This window comes from Solibacillus isronensis (assembly GCF_900168685.1).
GTDB lineage: Bacteria > Bacillota > Bacilli > Bacillales_A > Planococcaceae > Solibacillus > Solibacillus isronensis_A.
Genome location: NZ_FVZN01000014.1, coordinates 516,002 through 535,434, shown reverse-complemented (window position 1 = coordinate 535,434; position 19,433 = coordinate 516,002). Strand labels below are relative to the sequence as shown.

Annotated in this window: 15 protein-coding genes; 1 reads left to right on the top strand and 14 read right to left on the bottom strand. The window is 41.0% G+C overall.

Annotated features, from left to right (window positions below; genetic code table 11):
- Window positions 1-95 precede the first annotated feature (95 nt).
- The 14 genes from B5473_RS11215 to sdaAB form a co-directional block, all read right to left on the bottom strand.
- Window positions 96-1,082, bottom strand: coding sequence for a LacI family DNA-binding transcriptional regulator (locus tag B5473_RS11215; RefSeq protein WP_079525145.1), 987 nt, complete (start codon window positions 1,080-1,082; stop codon window positions 96-98).
- Window positions 1,083-1,288: 206 nt separating this feature from the next.
- The gene (gene ltrA / locus B5473_RS11210; protein WP_079523941.1) at window positions 1,289-2,551 is read right to left on the bottom strand and encodes a group II intron reverse transcriptase/maturase; all 1,263 of its coding nucleotides are present in this window, start codon (window positions 2,549-2,551) and stop codon (window positions 1,289-1,291) included.
- 618 nt (window positions 2,552-3,169) lie between these two features.
- On the bottom strand, window positions 3,170-4,432 hold the full coding sequence (gene ftsY / locus B5473_RS11200) for a signal recognition particle-docking protein FtsY (RefSeq protein WP_079525142.1): 1,263 nt from the start codon (window positions 4,430-4,432) through the stop codon (window positions 3,170-3,172).
- On the bottom strand, window positions 4,429-8,010 hold the full coding sequence (smc, locus tag B5473_RS11195) for a chromosome segregation protein SMC (protein ID WP_079525140.1): 3,582 nt from the start codon (window positions 8,008-8,010) through the stop codon (window positions 4,429-4,431). Before smc ends, ftsY begins: the two co-directional genes overlap by 4 nt.
- A 1-nt stretch (window position 8,011) precedes the next feature.
- Window positions 8,012-8,773, bottom strand: a complete 762-nt coding sequence (gene rnc / locus B5473_RS11190; RefSeq protein WP_079525138.1) for a ribonuclease III — start codon at window positions 8,771-8,773, stop codon at window positions 8,012-8,014.
- Window positions 8,774-8,977: 204 nt separating this feature from the next.
- The gene (gene acpP / locus B5473_RS11185) at window positions 8,978-9,214 is read right to left on the bottom strand and encodes an acyl carrier protein (RefSeq protein WP_008403327.1); all 237 of its coding nucleotides are present in this window, start codon (window positions 9,212-9,214) and stop codon (window positions 8,978-8,980) included.
- Window positions 9,215-9,320: 106 nt separating this feature from the next.
- Window positions 9,321-10,067 (bottom strand): 3-oxoacyl-[acyl-carrier-protein] reductase, encoded by a 747-nt coding sequence (gene fabG, locus B5473_RS11180; protein ID WP_079525136.1) that lies wholly within the window; start codon window positions 10,065-10,067, stop codon window positions 9,321-9,323.
- The gene (fabD, locus tag B5473_RS11175) at window positions 10,058-11,011 is read right to left on the bottom strand and encodes an ACP S-malonyltransferase (RefSeq protein WP_079525134.1); all 954 of its coding nucleotides are present in this window, start codon (window positions 11,009-11,011) and stop codon (window positions 10,058-10,060) included. The genes fabG and fabD overlap by 10 nt, the downstream gene beginning before the upstream one ends.
- Window positions 11,012-11,036: 25 nt before the next feature.
- On the bottom strand, window positions 11,037-12,032 hold the full coding sequence (plsX, locus tag B5473_RS11170) for a phosphate acyltransferase PlsX (protein WP_079525132.1): 996 nt from the start codon (window positions 12,030-12,032) through the stop codon (window positions 11,037-11,039).
- Window positions 12,029-12,601, bottom strand: coding sequence for a transcription factor FapR (gene fapR, locus B5473_RS11165; RefSeq protein ID WP_079525130.1), 573 nt, complete (start codon window positions 12,599-12,601; stop codon window positions 12,029-12,031). The genes plsX and fapR overlap by 4 nt, the downstream gene beginning before the upstream one ends.
- Window positions 12,602-12,717: 116 nt before the next feature.
- The gene (locus B5473_RS11160; RefSeq protein ID WP_079525127.1) at window positions 12,718-13,137 is read right to left on the bottom strand and encodes a VOC family protein; all 420 of its coding nucleotides are present in this window, start codon (window positions 13,135-13,137) and stop codon (window positions 12,718-12,720) included.
- A gap of 68 nt (window positions 13,138-13,205) precedes the next feature.
- Entirely contained in the window at window positions 13,206-15,245 is a 2,040-nt protein-coding gene (recG, locus tag B5473_RS11155; RefSeq protein WP_079525125.1) for an ATP-dependent DNA helicase RecG, read from the bottom strand.
- Between the two features lie 401 nt (window positions 15,246-15,646).
- Window positions 15,647-16,567: an L-serine ammonia-lyase, iron-sulfur-dependent, subunit alpha gene (sdaAA, locus tag B5473_RS11150; RefSeq protein ID WP_079525123.1), complete on the bottom strand. Its 921-nt coding sequence runs from the start codon at window positions 16,565-16,567 to the stop codon at window positions 15,647-15,649.
- Window positions 16,568-16,579: 12 nt separating this feature from the next.
- Window positions 16,580-17,242, bottom strand: a complete 663-nt coding sequence (sdaAB, locus tag B5473_RS11145; RefSeq protein WP_079525121.1) for an L-serine ammonia-lyase, iron-sulfur-dependent subunit beta — start codon at window positions 17,240-17,242, stop codon at window positions 16,580-16,582.
- Between the two features lie 590 nt (window positions 17,243-17,832).
- On the opposite strand from sdaAB, the gene B5473_RS11140 reads away from it, so the two are divergent.
- The gene (locus B5473_RS11140) at window positions 17,833-19,401 is read left to right on the top strand and encodes an IS1182 family transposase (RefSeq protein ID WP_079523334.1); all 1,569 of its coding nucleotides are present in this window, start codon (window positions 17,833-17,835) and stop codon (window positions 19,399-19,401) included.
- The last annotated feature ends 32 nt before the right edge of the window (window positions 19,402-19,433 follow it).

Below are 19,433 nucleotides of genomic sequence, written 5' to 3'. Positions count from 1 at the left end.
GATAATTCTTAATTTTTAGAATATTATTCTCAAAAAATACTTTTTATAATTTAAGAGGACCTGTTCTTAATACAGTTCCTCAATCGTTATAAATCCTATACTAAAATCGGTTCAAAACGGTATGCAGGTAATAATTCCTCTGTGTAGCCGCTTTTTTTGATTTGCAGGAACAAATGAACCGCTTGTTTTGCCATTTCTTCTGTTGGTTGTTCAATCGTTGTCAATTTTGTAGACATAAATTTAGCTAATGGCATTTCGTCAATTACAGCAATACCGATCTTGCCCAAAAAGTCTGGAGCATGTTCTTTCAAATAGTGTAAAATCGCGAGCAGCATACGGTCATTTCCGGCAATGATTCCATCGAGGTTGACTTCTGTAAGCAACTGATTGAACTTTTCCGGAAGATTTTCCGTTGAAGTGGCGATTACTTGATGTTCTCCGTATGCTACCCCCCTTTTTTTCATCGCCTGGCGGAAACCTTCCAGCCTTTCGAGACGAGGCGTAATATTTTGTTCAATCGAGCCTGCCACAATAGCTAAATTTTCATAGCCTTTACTCATCAGTTCCCCAACTGCCAATTCGATTGCGTTTTCATTATTCAATAGAACACTTGGTATTTTCACGTCGGCAATCATACGATCTAAAAAAACTACCGGTATATTACTGTTATATAAATAGTCATACAAGTCTTTGTTATTGCCTGTAGGGAAAAGAATAAAACCTTCTACCTGCTTTGCGAGGAGCAAGTCAATATGTTCACGTTCCAATTTCGGGTTATCATTTGCATTGCACACAATGACCTGGAAGCCGTGCTGCTGAAAGTGTCGCTCTAAATGATGGACGATATGTGTAGTAAACGTGTACATAATATTGGCGACAATAATCCCAATTGTTTGAGTCCCTTTGTTTTTCAGGCTTCGCGCTAAAATATTTGGCCTGTAGCGCAGTTTTTCAACGGCTAACTGGATTTTTGCCCGTGTTTCAACACTCATATACTCGTAACGCTGATTCATAAATTGTGAAACGGTACTGACCGAAACATTTGCTTCCTTAGCAACGTCGGCTATTGTTACTTTTTTCATTTTTATCTCCTTTTAGTTAATAAATGTTTACTAAAACGTTTTGGTAAAGTTTATCATGTCAAAATATAACATGAAAAGCAACCCCTCAATTCAGAATTAAAAGAAAAATCAGTCGATTGAATCATTCCCACAATCGAGTAGGAGGGAGTGATTAACTCCCGACCTCTCACACCACCGTACGTACGGTTCCGTATACGGCGGTTCAACTAAGATGAATAACGTAAAGTTTCATAACGAACTTGCAGACTTTTCAGCCCTTGGCTCTCCCAATAGGAATTGCCGAGGGTTCTGTGTAATATGGGGCTATTTGAAATGCGCCAGTACCCTTTTCGGGTATTTCCCCATTCATATGCTTTCCCATAAGGTACTTTTAGGCGAATGAGATTTCTGACTCTTGTTCGAGGTTTCTTCCAATTCTTCCACAGACACATACGTAGTCTTCGTTTTATCCAACTATCTAATGTTTTAAAGATAGAGTGTGTATCCGCTAAAGCAAAATATCCACACCATCCTATTAAATATTGGTTTAACTTTTCGATTCGGTATTCCATGGAATATGGCATCTTACGTGAGGTAATTTCTCGTATTTTCTTCTTCATTCGGACGAGACTTGATTTCGCAATGCGAACCTTAGGTTCTTTATGAAATGTGAAACTAAACCCTAAGAATTTGCGTTTCCATGGGCGGTCTACGGCTGATTTCTTTTCATTAACTTTTAAACGAAGTTTTCCTTCGATAAATCGTTGTACGTTCTTCATTACTCGTAATCCTGCACGTTCTGTTCTCACATAAATATTGCAATCATCTGCGTATCGAACAAATTTAAGTCCACGTTTCTCTAATTCTTTATCTAATTCATCTAACACAATGTTTGAAAGTAATGGACTTAAAGGGCCACCTTGTGGTGTTCCTTCTTCTGTACTTGAAACTACTCCATTTATCATGACACCGGCTTGGAGATATTTGCGAATAAGTTTTAATAATGGTTTATCTGAAATTCGTTTCGCTAATGTTGCCATTAAACGGTCATGGTTGACCTTGTCAAAGAATTTCTCTAAGTCCATATCAACGACCCATCGGTGTCCCTCTTTTAGATAGCTTTTCGCTTTTCGGATAGCGTCATGAGCGCTTCGATTTGGGCGAAACCCATAGCTATGATCCGAGAATGTTTGGTCATATTCCTTTGATAAAATCTGCGAGATGGCTTGTTGAATCAAACGGTCTGTTACGGTTGGAATCCCTAATAAACGCACGCCACCGTCTGGTTTCGGGATTTCGACTCGACGTACTGGTTGCGGTTCATAGGTTCCATCCAAAATCTTCGATTTAATGGTATCCCAATTTTCGAGGATGTGCTGTCGTAAGGTTTGTACGGGCATCATATCTACTCCATGGCTCCCTTTATTCGCTTCAACTCGCTTTAATGCTTGTATCATGTTTTGCCGTTCCAAAATTTGATTCAACATCACCATTTCGTTCCTTTCCGTGAATAGCTGTTCTTCTTTTGCCCAACTGGACTACACCCTCCGCAAATACCCTCGTGGGATTCACCACTACTTTCTAAGCGTGAGGTTTCCTCTGTTTTCTGTGTTCATACATCCAGTTGGAAAGCCAAGGGCTATTCTCTCTTAATCGTTCGGTCCTTCCAAGTAATTCTAGACTTACTTGTACTATGACCTCTGCTGACTTCTGACAGTTCAGCTACTTGTCACCAAGTAGGTTATGAAGGGTACTTCGCATTTCTGTCAGACCTCCCCGGGTAAGCGCATGCACTTTCACACCGTCTATCCGCCTCATTTACTCGATATGACCTTCGACAGAAGGAGCTTTGTTTTGTTCAGCAAACTCGCTCAGCCATACCTAGCCTTATATGAGATTCGTGTTCCTCGGACCGGTGTTTTGCCGCCAGCTTCCTTCAGATTCCGCGTCACCACGGACACCCTTGCTCTTGGCTAACCTCTACTTCTGTCTTCGGGGCTCGGGACTTGCACCCTATAGTTCATGCGCATGCCGGGCACACTAAAAAAGCAATTCGTAAAAATTATACGAATTGCTTTTTGAATATAATGATAAAGCGAAAATAATTGTTATTCTTCTGCTTTTTCCAGTTCTTTTTCCAGTCCTTCGGCAAATAAACCATATACATAACGTTCTGCATCGAATGGCTGCAGATCGTCCATTTTTTCACCAAGTCCTACAAATTTCACAGGGATATGCAGTTTATTGCGAATAGCTAAAACGATACCGCCTTTTGCAGTACCATCCAGTTTTGTTAAAACAATACCTGTTACATTTGTTGCCTCTTTGAACATTTGTGCCTGAACAAGTGCATTTTGGCCTGTTGTCGCATCCAATGCAAGCAGTACTTCATGTGGTGCATTCGGAATTTCACGAGAAATTACACGATGCACTTTTTCAAGTTCGTTCATTAAGTTGACTTTGTTTTGCAGACGGCCGGCTGTATCGCAAATTAAAATATCAACACCGCGGTTTTTCGCTGCACGAATAGCATCATACATTACTGCTGCAGGGTCGGAACCTTCTGACTGTGCGATAACTTCTACACCGACACGGTCGCCCCATACTTGCAGCTGCTCAATGGCACCAGCACGGAATGTGTCTCCCGCTGCCAGCATCACAGATTTCCCTTCCGATTTTAAACGGTGTGCCAATTTACCGATTGTCGTAGTCTTTCCGACACCATTAACACCAACAAATAAAATAACCGTTAATTCGCCGCTTTGCTGAATATTTAATTCTGTTAAATTTTCTTCACCAGATTCATAAATTTCAACAAGCTTTTCGGAAATGATCGCTTGAATTCCATTCGTATCTTTAATGTTTTGACGCTGTACTTCAAAACGTAATTTATCCATTAATTCCATCACTGTTTCAAAGCCGACATCCGCTTGCAGCAGTACATCTTCCAGCTCTTCAAAGAAATCTTCATCCACTTTACGATAACGTGCAACTAAATCATTTACTTTAGAAGTGAAAGAATTACGTGTTTTTTCCAATCCCGCTTTAAACTTCTGGGTAATCGACCATGCAGACTGCTTTTGAGGTTGCTCTTCAACTTCTGCGTCCGAGTGATTAGAAATCTCCTCTTCCTCTTCAACAGGTTGTACTTCTTCAATTACCGGCTGCTCAACCATTTCTTCCTGTTCTTTTTCAACAGTATGTTCAGCTACAGTAATTTCTTCCTCTACCGTTTCAATTAATTGATTTTCTTCCTGTACTTGTTCGTCAAGCGGTAAATCTACCTGTTGATCTTGTTGTTCTTGCAGTTCTTGTTCTTTTTGTTCACTGCTACCTGCCAGTTTTTCTTTCAGTCGCTTAAAAAAACTCATCTTCCGCCACTCCCTTGCGCTACTAATTCAGCATGTTCTTCCAGTTTTACCGATACAAGTTTCGATACACCCGACTCCTGCATTGTAATACCGTACAGAACATCTGCCCCTTCCATCGTGCCTTTACGGTGCGTAATAACGATGAATTGAGTATGCTCACTAAATTTACGTAAATATTCACTATAACGCACAACATTCGATTCATCCAATGCTGCTTCAACCTCATCCAAAATACAGAATGGTACAGGTCGTGTATTTAAAATCGCAAACAATAAAGCAATAGCCGTTAATGCACGTTCTCCGCCAGAAAGCAGACTTAAGCTTTGCAGTTTTTTTCCTGGTGGCTGGGCAATAATTTCAATGCCCGTCTCTAACATATTATTAGGATCCAACAGCACCAGGTCAGCCGTACCGCCACCAAACAGCTCTCTGAACGAAATGACAAATTGCTTGCGGATCTGCTTAAATGTTTCACTGAAGCGTTCAGTCATTTCTTCATCCATCTCGCCGATTGCTTTGTGCAGCGTATCTTTGGCAGCAACTAAATCTTCTCGCTGTTCACTTAAAAATGTATAACGTTCCTGAACACGCTCGTATTCCTCAATCGAAGTTAAATTGACTGGACCAAGTTCTTCGATCGATTGCTTCAACAGCTTCACTTTCCGTCGAACTTGTTCTTCGTCTTCAATGCTGATCGCTTCTTCCTGAGCAGATAAAACATCTAATTCATATTGCTCAAGTAACTGCTCTTGCAAACTATTCATTTCAAATTCTATTCGGCTGCATTTCAGCTCGAGTGCACGCAATGCATCAACATAGCTTTTGTGTACTCGCTGTATTTCCTGCAGGTAAATTTCATTTTCCGTAACTTGCTCATGCAAAGTAGAACGCAGTGTACGGTTCTTTTGAATAATTTCTGTCAGGACGTCCTTTTTCTCCGTCCATTCGACAATTGTTTTGGCTAATTCTTCTGCTGATGGCCCGTTTAAGCCATCTTCAGATTCTACCCAGTCGATTTCCCGGGAAATTTTTTCGACATTTGCCTGTGCTTTAGACAAATTCAGTTCAATTCCTGCAATTGATGCCTGTACTTGTGTCAATTGCTCTTGGGCAACAGCAAGCTCAGATCGTTGTTGGGCTAACTGCTCACGCAACACATCTTTTTGTGTTTCACTCTGTGCCTTAGCGAGTGTCAGTTCATCAACCGTTTGCTGAATTTCCTGTAATTCTTTACTTAATTCAGCCAATCGTGATTGTGCAGCTGACTGCTGTTCGTTCAATGACTCTTTACGTGTCGATAATGAAGTTTGCTCCGACTGCGTAATCGTTACCGTCGTCTGTAAGTTCTTCACAATCATATCGAGTTCCATAAGCTTCGCACGGTGAATCTGCTCTTGCTCACGCAATGATTCACCTTGCAGTTTCATCTCTTCCAATGAGTGACGTAATAAGGCAATCTGTTCTTTCTTTGTCGCTACCGTTTGCTCGGCAGAATGGATTGTTGACTCCATTTCTCCCAATGTCGTTACGAGTTTGTCGAGTTCCGCTTTACGCGAGAACAATGAACTTTGCTGCTTTACGGCACCACCAGTTAAGGAACCACCAGCATTCACGATGTCCCCTTCAAGGGTAACAACGCGGTACTTAAATCCGCATAAACGGGCAATTTGACTTGCACCTTCCAAAGAAGATGCAACTAATACATTACCTAAAAGGTTTTCAATAATTGTCGTATTTTCTTGTGCATAATTTACTAGTTCATATGCCAATGCAACATATGCAGGATGAGATTGAATATCGCTTAATTGCTGTGCATGAATTTTCCGTGAACGCATTACTGTTTTCGGTAAAAATGTTGCACGGCCTGCACGTTTTTGCTTCAACCAGCCAATTGCTTTTTGGGCATGTTGTTCATTTTCAGTCACAATATGCTGTGAAGCTGCGCCTAATGCAGTTTCAATTGCCTGTGAGTATTTTGCCTCGACTTGAATCAGCTCGGCTACCGCACCTTCGATTCCTTGCAGTTCTTTACGATCCCGCGCTAAAAGGACTTCCTTAACACCATGGAAGAAGCCTGAGAAATCAGCCTCAAGTTCAGCCAATGTCTCTTTACGCGCTTTTAATTGCTGATGATGCTGATAAGCTTTATACAATAATGCCTGCTTTTCATCTAAATCGGCAGTCGCTGATTTTAATTGATGCTGCATTATATCAAAATGATTAAGTTGCTCTTTTACAGACAGTTCCGCCTGTTCAAGTGCACGTTCTGTCACTTCTTTTGCAATGAGTGCTTCAGTCAGTTCTTTTTGAATTTCAGATGAACGACCTGTCATTCGCTCAACAGATGCCTGTTCCTGCGAAAGCTGCTGATCGATATGCTTTAATTCATTTTTTACTGTCGCTTCTTCGTTAAGCAAGTTGATGTAAGTATTTTTCGCATCTTCAATTTCTTGTTCGATTTCCGAAGCAGAGCGTGTTAAAGCTTGCTCGACCTGCTTTAGCGTCGAACGAATTTCAGTAACGATTTTTTGCTTTTCCGTAAACTGACCGCGTTTTTCACGTTCAGCCTCTTGCAGATCTTTTACCGTATTGGATGCTTCCGTTAAGCTTTCACGTAGTTGCTGAATTTGTTTTTCGGCATTAGAACGTTTTTCGTTAAATAGCGCTTTGCGGCCTTCCCATCGTTCTACTTCCGCGCTCGCCTCGACAAGCTGTTCTTGAGAACTGTCCAGGACTTCGTCAATCGCTTTTAACTCCGTACGCATTTTGCGCAACTGTTGTTCAACTGTCGCAATTTCAGTTGCATGTTCTTTTTCGGTTGCTGTTAATTTTCGCTGCTCTTCAGTATAGCCTTGCAATACTTTGCCGTTTGCACGGATATCATGAACCATTAATGCTATATCAAAATCTTTCAGTTCTTCGGTCATTCTCACGTAATCTTTCGCGCTGGATGCCTGAATTTTCAATGGCTCAAGACGCTGATCAATTTCATGTAAAATATCGAGAACCCGATTTAGATTTTCATCTGTTTCAACAAGCTTATGCTCCGCTTTTTTCTTACGCTGTTTATATTTTAAAACGCCTGCAGCCTCTTCAAAAATACTGCGGCGGTCATCTGGACGGCTGTTTAGAATTTCATCAACTCGCCCTTGTGAAATAATGGAAAAGGCTTCTTTCCCAAGCCCCGAATCCATGAACAAGTCTGTAATATCTTTCAGACGACATTGCTGGTTATTCAGTAAATATTCACTTTCGCCTGAGCGATAAACACGTCTTGTCACACTTACCTCTGTATAAGGTATTGCTACTTGTTCATCTGTATTATCTAAAACGAGTGTAACTTCCGCAAAGTTCAGTGCTCTTCTTGATTCACTTCCTGCAAAAATAACGTCTTCCATTTTGGCTCCACGCAGACTTTTGGCAGACTGCTCTCCTAATACCCACCGGATTGCATCTGTTACATTACTTTTCCCACTACCATTAGGTCCTACAACTGCTGTAACACCAGGTACAAAATCAATCCCGATACGTTCGGCAAATGATTTAAAGCCTACTACTTCGAGTCTTTTAAGGAACATGTTATTCCTCCTCTTGCTTTGACTGCTTAAGCATCAGCATGGCACTTTGTGCTGCTTGCTGCTCAGCCTCTTTCTTTGATTTTCCACGGCCAATACCTAATTCCTGGCTGTTTAACAATACGCGTGAAACGAATGTTCGATTATGTGCTGGACCTTTTTCATCAACTATTTCATAATTTAAAAGGCCGTTATTTGTTTGTTGAATAATTTCTTGTAATTGACTTTTAAAATCCATCACATGCGAAAAAGCACCGACTTCAACTTTAGGGAATACGACACGTTCTAAAAATGCGACAACTACTTCTAGACCTTGATCTAAATAAAGGGCTCCGACAAATGATTCAAATACGTCAGCAAGTAATGCCGGACGTTCGCGACCACCTGTTAATTCTTCACCTTTACCTAATAAAACGAATTGTCCGAAGTTTAGTTCATTCGCAAAAACAACTAGTGATGGCTCACAAACGATTGATGCACGTAATTTCGTAAGTTCCCCTTCGCTCATATTCGGAAATTTTTCAAATAAATATTTTGATACAGATAACTCTAATACAGCGTCCCCTAAAAATTCTAATCGCTCGTTGTCCGTAAATAATTTGCGGCGATGCTCATTCACATAAGATGAATGTGTAAATGCTTGATATAATAAATCTTTATTCTGGAAATGAATGTTCATTTCGTTTTCTAAAACTTGAAATTGTTCTTTTACTTTTTCAGGGAGTACACCGGGTTTCTGGTTGTTCCCTTTTTTTCTATAGGTCATGTACTTTCTGCCTTCCTTCTAGTTTCTATCGTTTAGTTTACCTTGTTCTATAGCATTGTGCAAAGGGTATCAGTCAAATTCCTATCAAATTTCGTTTTATTTGTTCGGCGAACTAGAAACAGCTATTTAACGCAATTTTCAGACGCAAAAAAGGCTGTACAAAAGTCGTTGTGACTTCGTACAGCCCTGTGTTTTATAAATGAATTAGCTGATTTTGCTTTCGATGTATGAAATTGCATTACCAACTGTTGCAATTTTTTCTGCATCTTCATCAGAAATTTCCATATCGAACTCATCTTCAAGTTCCATTACTAACTCAACAACATCTAATGAATCTGCACCTAAATCCTCACGGAATGATGCTTCTAATTTCACTTCGCTTTCGTCAACGCCTAAACGGTCAACGACTACTTTTGAAACACGCTCAAATACTGTAGACAAATCAGTCACCTCCCCTCAATGAATCTAATCTGTTGATTTCCGTTCTGGGCACGCTTTCCGCGGGCACTTCACTCCAATCAACTAAATTACTTATATTTCAATCATATTAAGCCATTACCATGCCGCCGTCTATTTGGAGGGTTTGGCCTGTAATGTAGTTGGCGCTGTCTGATGCGAAAAATACGACAGCTTTTGCGATATCTTCCGGTTGACCTAGTTTTGCCAATGGAATTTGTTTCAGCATACCTTCTTTTAAATCTTCAGGTAAGCCTTCTGTCATTTCCGTTGTAATAAATCCTGGTGCAATTGCATTGACTAAAATATTACGTGAAGCAAGTTCCTGCGCAGTTGTTTTCGTAAGACCGATCACACCCGCTTTTGCTGCTACGTAGTTTGCCTGTCCGGCATTTCCTGCAACCCCAACGATTGAAGAAATATTAATAATGCGTCCTGCACGCTGTTTCATCATTTGACGCGTTACAGCTTTTGTACAAAGGAAAACACCTTTTAAATTTGTATTGATGACATCATCCCATTCGTCATCTTTCATACGCATTAATAGATTGTCACGCGTAATGCCCGCATTGTTTACTAAAATATCAATCGAACCGTACGTATCAAGCGCTGATTTCATTAAATTCTGTACAGAATCCGCGTCTGCCACATTCGCCTGTACGGCAATTGCTTCGCCGCCGTTTGCTTTAATTTCTTCTACAACTTCCTGTGCCTTTTGTTCGCTTCCGCTATAATTGACAACGACTTTTGCACCTTCACTTGCCAATTGTAATGCGATTGCGCGACCAATGCCACGAGATGCCCCTGTTACGACAGCACATTTCCCTGTTAAACCCATTGTTTCCACTCCTTTGATGCCTCAACAACTTGTGTCAAACTCGCCTCATCATATACACAGTATGTTTGTACATTGCGGTCGATTTTTTTCACTAAGCCTGATAATACTTTTCCAGGTCCGCATTCGATAAAGACTGTTACCCCTTCAGCAATAAGCTTTTCAATGTTTTGCTGCCATTGTACAGAGCTTGTTACTTGGGCAACCATTTCTTCTTTAATTGCTTCAACCGTCGTTAAAAGCTCTGAAGTTACATTGCTCACTACCGGAATTTTTGGTTCCTGTAATGGTAAATTTGCTACCGTATCTTTTAAATTATGTGCTGCTTTCTGCATTAATGAACTATGGAAAGGACCGCTTACGACTAAAGGTAAAGCTCGTTTTGCTCCTGCTTCCTTCGCTCTTTTACATGCTTCGTCAACACCCTGTTTCGTCCCTGAAATCACAATTTGGCCCGGACAGTTGAAGTTCGCTACTTGAACGACTTCTCCTTCAGCGGATACTTGTTGGCAAATGGCGTCTAGTTTTTCTCCGTCTAACGCCAATATAGCTGCCATTGCTCCTTGACCTGCAGGTACTGCCTCGTCCATAAATACACCCCGTCTATGAACTGTTTGAACTGCATCTTCAAAATCAATTACTCCTGAAATGACAAATGCACTGTATTCTCCTAATGAATGTCCCGCAGTATATTGCGGTGCAATACCGGCTTTAATCAGCTTATTTGCGATCATCACCCCTGATGTCAACAAAGCTGGCTGAGCATGGTATGTCAGTGTTAATGTTTCTTGTGGACCGTTTAACATATAGTCCGACAATGGAAGGTTCAACACTTCGTTTGCTCGTTCATAATACTGTTTGCTTACTTCATCATTCGCAACAAACTCCGCACCCATCCCTACAGTTTGTGAACCTTGTCCTGGAAAAATAAAAGCAATTTTTGTCATTTGATAATCCCCTTTGTGAAAAAGCTTATTCTGGCTTTGGCAATTGCTCAATTTTTTTGGTAATTGTTTCGCATACTTTATGCTCTACCATAATTGTCGCTTGGCGAATTGCACTGTAAATCGCACGTGCATTCGAAGAACCATGTGCTTTAATAACAGGTGCTTTCAGGCCGAATAAAGCCGCCCCACCGTATTCTGTATAATCCATTTTATCTTTTAACTGTTTTAGATCATTTTTAACTAATGCTGCAGCAATTTTCGTTTTTGTCGTGGCAAATAACGCATCCTTCAACATTTTGAAAACCGTGCCTGCCGTACCTTCAATTGTTTTCAGCACCATATTGCCTGTAAACCCATCCGTTACAACAACATCAGCGACCCCATTCAGTAATTCGCGCGCTTCTACATTGCCTTCAAAGTTAAAATCCGCTTCTTTCAACAATGTGAATGCCGCTTTAGTTAATTCATTACCTTTTTTATCTTCTGTTCCGATATTTAATAATCCAATACGAGGTGCATTTTGACCGCGTACTTGCTTCACATAAATATCACCCATAATTGCGTACTGTAATAAGTTTTCAGGTTTTGCATCTGCATTCGCCCCTAAATCAAGCATAAGGAAGCCATCACCATTCATCGTCGGTAATGTTGTTGCTAATGCAGGACGGGCTACCCCATCAATACGCCCTACTTTGAAAAGTCCGCCTGCCATTAAAGCACCAGTATTCCCGGCCGATAAACAAGCGTCCGCCTTTCCTTCAGCAACCGCATCAAGCATACGGGCCATTGAAGAATCTTTTTTGCGGCGTACTGCTCGTGCCGGGTCGTCCTCCGCTTCTACAACTTCACTACAATGAACAACCGTTAGGCGATCGTGATTTTTTAAAAATGGTGCCATTTTTTGTTCATCGCCATATAAATCAATCGTTAATTTCGGAAAATCTTCTAGCGCCATGAAGACACCTTCCACGATTGCCTGTGGTGCGTTATCTCCGCCCATACCATCTACTGCTATTTTCATGTTGTTTCTTCACCTTTCATCCGATACATTTCAAACTCTCCCTTGAAAACTATTTCATTATCAACAGAAGAAGTCACTTCGATAAATGTACGGTTTTTATCAGGGTTTTTCCCTTTTACAACTGCCTTCGTTACGACACGATTACCTGCTCGAACCGGCTTCACGAAAGCTACATTTGATTTTACAGTAAGGGCAAGCTCATCATCAATTACTGCAACCGCCAAAGAATTGGCCTGTGCAAATAAATGGTGACCGCGCGCTATGCCGTTGCGCTGGAAAACATGTTCTTCTCCAACATCAAATATTGAAATTGCCCGGTTATCCAGCTCTATATCAATAATTTCACCGATGACTTCATCAAGTGGCAACGATTTTACTTCATCATATTTTTTAGCAGCAACATCTTTAATACGTTCACGCAATTCCGGAATAGCGAGTTCCATGCGATCCAATCGAATTGTTTGAACGCTCACATTAAATTCAGCTGCTAATTGTTCATCTGTCACGAAAGGATTGTCTGCGATCTGTTCAGTCAATAACGACTGTCGCTCTTTTTTGGAACGCTTCATCGTATTTGTTACCTACCTTTAATTTTCTAAAAGATTAGTATTAGCACTTGGTACTAATATCAATATACATGTATAAAAAAAAGAACGCAACAACTTTTTGTCGCGTCCCCAAATTCTTATGCTTCAAGGCTTAGCTGCCACAGCACACCAAACTTATCTTTTACTTGCCCATAGCACTTGCTCCAAAAGGTCTCCTGTAACTCCATTACGACCTTTCCGCCTTCTCTTAATCCATCGAAAATAAATCGGATTTCCTGCTCGTCTTTTGACGTATAGGCAATGCTGATATTGTCCCCTACCGTCACTTGCGGAGAGCCAGGATAAGTATCGGAAAACATCATTTGACCTTCCTGCAGTTCAATTTGTGCATTCATGACCAAATCTTTTGCTTCTGGTGGAATAGGGTGCTCGGGATTTGGCGGTAATTCTCCAAATGTTGAAATCGTTACACTTTTGGCATTAAACAGTTCTGCATATAACACCACTGCCTCTTTTGCTTGTCCATTTAACACGAAATACGGATACATGTTTCCCATCTTATAACCTCTTTTCAGCATTTTTAAGTAGCTTAAATAGTTTTCCACCAATTACAGGTTCTAATCGTTTAATCGATGCGTTCTCCTTGCAGAACGCCAGAAGCCGTTAAATTTTCTCGTAAAAATTCATATTCCGGATCTTGCCAGAATGCTTCATCATAGAGCATTTTCTCGGCATCCTGTCTTGCTGTTTCAAGTGCCCGGTAATCATGGACAAGATCGGCCAATTTGAATTCCGGCAATCCGCTTTGTCGTTTCCCGAAGAAATCCCCTGATCCGCGCAGCTCCAAATCTTTTTCAGCCAGGCGGAAACCGTCATTCGTCTCGGTCATACTCATCATACGTTCTTTTCCTTCATCTGTTTTCGGGTCGGCAATCAGCACACAATACGATTGATGTTCTCCACGACCGACACGTCCTCGCAACTGGTGTAGCTGCGCTAAACCAAAGCGCTCGGCATCATAAATTGTCATGAATGTCGCGTTCGGTACGTTTACTCCAACTTCGACAACAGTTGTCGACACAAGTACATGAATCTCCCCATCACTAAATGCTCGCATGACCGCATCTTTTTCGTCCGAATGCAGTCTACCATGCATTAGGCCGATTTCAAAACGGTTGCCGAAATACGCCTTCAATTGTTCGTAAGCTTCCACTGCATTTTGCACATCCAGTTTATCGGACTCTTCGATTAACGGAGCAATGACATACGCTTGGCGGCCTGCTTCAAGTTCTTGGGTCATGCGCATCAGCACACTGTTCAGCTGTTCTTTTTTCAGCCAATGTGTTTCAATCTCTTTCCTTCCTGCAGGCAATTCATCAATAATCGAAACATCCATTTCACCAAAAGCTGTAATGGCTAATGTACGCGGGATAGGTGTTGCAGTCATGAACAGTACATCCGGATTTTCGCCTTTCTCACGCAGTACACGACGTTGTTCAACACCAAAACGATGCTGTTCATCCGTAATGACAAATCCTAACTTCTTGAACTCAACATCGGGCTGAATGAGCGCATGTGTCCCAATAAGAATATCGATTTCTCCTGCTGCAAGCTGTGCCAATAATTCACGGCGCGCCTTTGTTTTTGTAGAGCCCGATAATAAAGCGATCTTGACACCGATCGGATCAAACCACATATGCAAATTTTCCGCATGCTGTTCTGCTAAAATTTCGGTCGGTGCCATTAAAGCCCCTTGATACCCGGCCGTTACAGCTGCATATAGGCCGATTGCAGCTACGACCGTCTTCCCAGAACCAACATCCCCCTGAAGTAAACGGTTCATACGTTGCGGCAGCAATAAATCTTTACAAATTTCATTGACAACCCGCTTTTGGGCACCTGTTAACTCATACGGCAGAGTCGCAATAAATTCCTTTAATTTTTCCAGATCAAAGCGGACCGAAATTCCCTTTTCATTTTCCTTATTCGCTTTTCTCAATGCTTGAATACGCAGCTGGAACTGCAGTAATTCCTCATATACGAAGCGGCGTCGCGCCTGTTTTGCGTGGTCTGCATTTTGCGGGAAATGCACACCTTCTAGCGCTTCTTGAATATTAACTAACTGATAGCTCTCACGCAGATAATTCGGCAATGTTTCAGGCAGTTGTTCCTTCACGGTATCCAACGCTTGGCGCATATATTTACGGAAGCGCTTTTGCTGTATATTCCCTTTTAAACTATAAACAGGCTCAAAATCGACTTGTTCTGTTTTCGGTCCGAATGTCACGGACGATCCGACAATAACTTGACGTCCACGATCCCATTTTCCGGTAACCGTAATGATGCCGCCAGTTGAAATTTTTTGCCGCAAATAATTTTGATTGAAAAACACAACTTTAATTAAATGTCTTCCTGCAAGAGCCGTAAATTGTAATCGGGATTTATTTTCCCCTAAAAATAATACGGTCGGTTCACTTTCGACACGTGCTTCAATCGTCACACGTTCATTATGCGGTGTTTCGGTTAGATCTTTTAATCGAAAATCTTCATGGCGGTATGGAAATGTCCAAATCAAGTCATGGATTGTCTCGATGCCAATTTTCATTAAATTTTCGGCTGTTTCTTTTCCGATTCCCTTTAATTGTGAAACTGGCTCATGAATCATTGTCGACACTTCCTTTACTAGTTTTTTTATAGTTTAACAATATCATAAAATGGGTGCATATGTTCCCTCGTAAACTAAAAAAAAACTAGGGCAAATCCAAAAATAACATTTTCCTCTATGAGAAAAATGTTATTTTTTCGCTGTGCGTAAAAATTGATTTCCATTCCGGGGACGCTTTCCGGGGGCGTGAGGCCAACACGATGTTGGTCACAAAAGCGTTGCCACAGGACGTGGCGGTCTTAGCTTTTGTTCCTTGTCTCAGGCGTCACGCTATTCCCCCAGGAGTCGCCCCTCCATTCCAATCAATTTTATAAATTATCTGTTTCTAAATAAGGATTTGCACCTTGTTCTATGAAATTTCTACTTCTGCCGCCCGATTTTTAAGTATTTCATTAGATTAATTAGTTACTGCTTACACGTGATTTTAGTAGGCTTTTCAGGTCTCCGCCTTCAAAGATTGCATGAGTAATGGCTTTGCCTGTTGGTGTTGCGGCTAAACCGCCCCGTGCTGTTTCTTTCAAGTTCGGGCTCATTGCCTGACCGATTCGGTACATTGCGCCGATTACCTCATCACATGGAATACGGCTTGTCACACCTGCCAATGCCATATCCGCTGCAACTAATGAGTTGGATGCACCCATGGCATTACGTTTCACACATGGTACTTCCACTAAGCCCGCAACCGGGTCACATACTAATCCGAGCATATTTTTAAGCGTGATTGCAAATGCTTCCGAACTTTGCTGTGCTGTTCCGCCAGCCATTTCTACAATCGCTGCTGCCGCCATTGCCGATGCACTACCGACTTCCGCCTGACAGCCACCTTCCGCACCTGAAATTGAAGCATTGTTCGCAACGATAAATCCAAACGCTCCCGATGTGAATAAATAGCGAATCATTTGTTCACGTGTCGGATTTAATTTATTCTGAACTGCAAACAATGTCCCCGGAACAACTCCCGCTGAACCTGCAGTTGGAGTCGCACAAATTGTACCCATTGCCGCATTCACTTCATTTGTTGCAACAGCTTTGCTGACAGCATCAAGTAAAAGGTCTCCGGCTAATGTATTGCCTTTTTTAATATAATTTTGAATGAGTACAGCATCGCCACCAGTTAAACCTGTTACGGACTGTACACCTTTTAAGCCGCGTTCTACTGCTTCTTCCATAATCGTTAAGTTGCGGTCCATCTGTGTAAAAATCTCTTCACGCGAGCGACCTGTAATTAACATTTCCTGCTCGATCATCAAATCGGAAATCAGCTTTCCTTCTCTTTCGGCCAACTCCACCAGCTCACGAACACTGCGGAATAAAACATCCATATTTGCCACCCCTTAGTTATTAATTTTCGATACTTTCGTAATATGCGGAATGTAGGAAATCTGCTCTAACAGACGCTGATCAATGTTTTGATCGACTTCAATTACCATTAAAGCGGTTAAACCTCGTTCAATACGCGATACTTCCATATGCCCAATGTTGACATCATGCATGGCTAAACAGTTCGCCACGTTTGCGATACAGCCTGCACGGTCATCATGCACAACTAAAATTGCCGGCATCCCGCCTGTCAGACGCAGCTTAAATCCATTCACTTCACTAATTTCAATTTTACCGCCGCCGATCGAAATGCCTTCAACACTCATTTCAGATTCGTCATCACCCATTAAAATGCGCGCAGTATTCGGATGCTCTTTATTAGCTGTTTCCGGAATAAACTCAAATTGCAATCCTGCTTTTTCCGCTTCTGCAAAAGAAGTTTTAATCCGTTCATCATCCGTATCATAATCTAGTAATCCACCGACAATCGCCACGTCTGTACCATGGCCGCGGTATGTTTCGGCAAAGGAACCGTATAAATAAATTTTCGCCCATTTCGGCTGACGTCCAAACAAATCGCGTGCAACACGTCCAATTCGTGCTGCCCCTGCTGTATGTGAAGAGGATGGACCAATCATAACAGGTCCAATAATATCAAAAACCGATGTAAATTTCATAATGTTATCCCCCCATATTCTTTCATACTTTCATTTACTCTTAGTGTACTCATTTTCTCTGCAATTAACAAACTTCTTGTTGTAAAAAAAGAATAATAACCAAATTAAGGATTATACTCCATAATTTTACGCTGACGTGTAAGCGGCAGGATGGATAAACAGGTGAAATTATTACCCTTTAATTATACATAAACAGGCGCACTACCGAATAATGGGGATATATCTGCTTAATTATCAACAGATTCGCCCGTGTCACGCCACTTAAACATAACGAAAGAGGTTGGGACAAAACCCTCCTCAATAAAAAGCCGTTCAAATTTTACGATGAGTAAAATTGAACGGCTTTATTATTTTGTGTCTACTATGTAGCCGTTGTTCTCCGTTACGGCGGACGCTTTCCTGGGGGCACGGATCGAGCCTTTAGTCTCTCCCACGTGCTTGTCCCCTGGGAGTCGCCGCCTTCACTCCGAACAACTAATTTTTCTTCTATATCAAGTAAATCTCTGCATAATTTCGAGCATAAAAAAAGGACATTCTCTGTTAAAATTTAAGTATCCTACAACCAAATTTCAAACGAAAGAAGTGTCCTTATGTTTAAAGATTATAACATGAATCAACTTATTTTACCGCTAGATTTAGAAGTAAAGTTACATAAAAATGATATTGCCTTTTCAATCCATAATTTGGTCGAAAGCATTCCAAACGAAGCTTTCGCTCCTTTCATTCACCATACGGGTTGCCCATCGTATCATCCACGTATGATGCTAAAGCTGATTCTATGTGGTTACACACAATCCACTTTTTCAGGAAGAAAAATTGAAGATCTGACTAGAGACAGTATCCGTATGATGTGGCTTGCCCAAGGATATGAACCAAGTTATCGCACTATTAATCGTTTTCGTGTACATCCAAATATGAAAGAACTCATTCGCCAATGTTTTGTACAATTCCGTTGTCAGTTAGTTGAAGAAAAACTCATCGATCAGGAAGCGATTTTTATCGATGGCACAAAGATTGAGGCAAATGCCAATAAGTTCACATTTGTTTGGAAAAAATCAGTGGAAAAACATCACACCAACCTCGTAGAAAAATCAAATAAACTTTACGATGAGTTACTTGAACATCAAATTATTCCTGAAATCAAACGTGAAAATGATGAACAGTTATCATTAGAAGAGTTAACTCAAGTAGCACATCACCTAGAAGAAGTAGTCGACGACTATACGAGCAAAATAGAGCATTCTGACGATGTCATTGAGCGAAAAAGATTACGTAGCGAACGAAAAACACCGAAGCAAATACTTAAACAAGTACACGATTGGATCATAAGAAAGCAGAAATACCAAAAAGATTTTGATGTGTTTGGCACACGTAACAGTTATTCAAAGACGGATCATGAAGCAACATTTATGCGGATGAAAGATGACTATATGCAAAACGGCCAATTGAAGCCAGGATATAATGTACAAATCGCTACTGAAGGTCAATATACACTCGCGTACGATGTATTTCCAAATCCAACAGACACGAAAACGCTTATTCCATTTCTTAATCAAATTGAAGAAAATTATTTCGAGTTACCAAAGCATATTGTAGCGGATGCCGGATACGGCAGTGAACAGAATTACCAGGATATTCTTAACAATCGAAAACGAACAGCACTCATTACATTCAATCATTACTTGAACGAACAGAAGCGAAAATACAAAAATGATCCTTTTAAGACAAGCAATTGGGTGTATGAGAAAGAAAACGATGCATACATATGTCCAAATGAAAAGAGATTACGATTCCAATACAATTCTGTTCGTACGGATAAATCAGGTTTCCAAAGAGAATTTAAAATCTATGAATGTGAAGAATGTACAGGGTGTCCTTTCCGTACAAAGTGTACCAAAGCAGCGGAAGGGAAAAATCGTAGACTCATGATTAATGAGAATTGGGAACAACAAAAAGAAGAAGTAAGAGCGAAGCTTTCAGAAGAAAAAACGGCTGCCATTTATCGTCAACGTAAAATTGACGTGGAACCAGTTTTTGGATTCTTGAAGGCTAATTTGTGTTTCCGTCGATTTTCTGTTCGGGGAAAATCAAAGGTTACTAACGAAATAGGTTTGGCACTAATGGCCACAAATTTAAGGAAGTATGCGGTAAGAGGTTAATACCTCTTCCAATATTTTCTTAATAAAGCGCA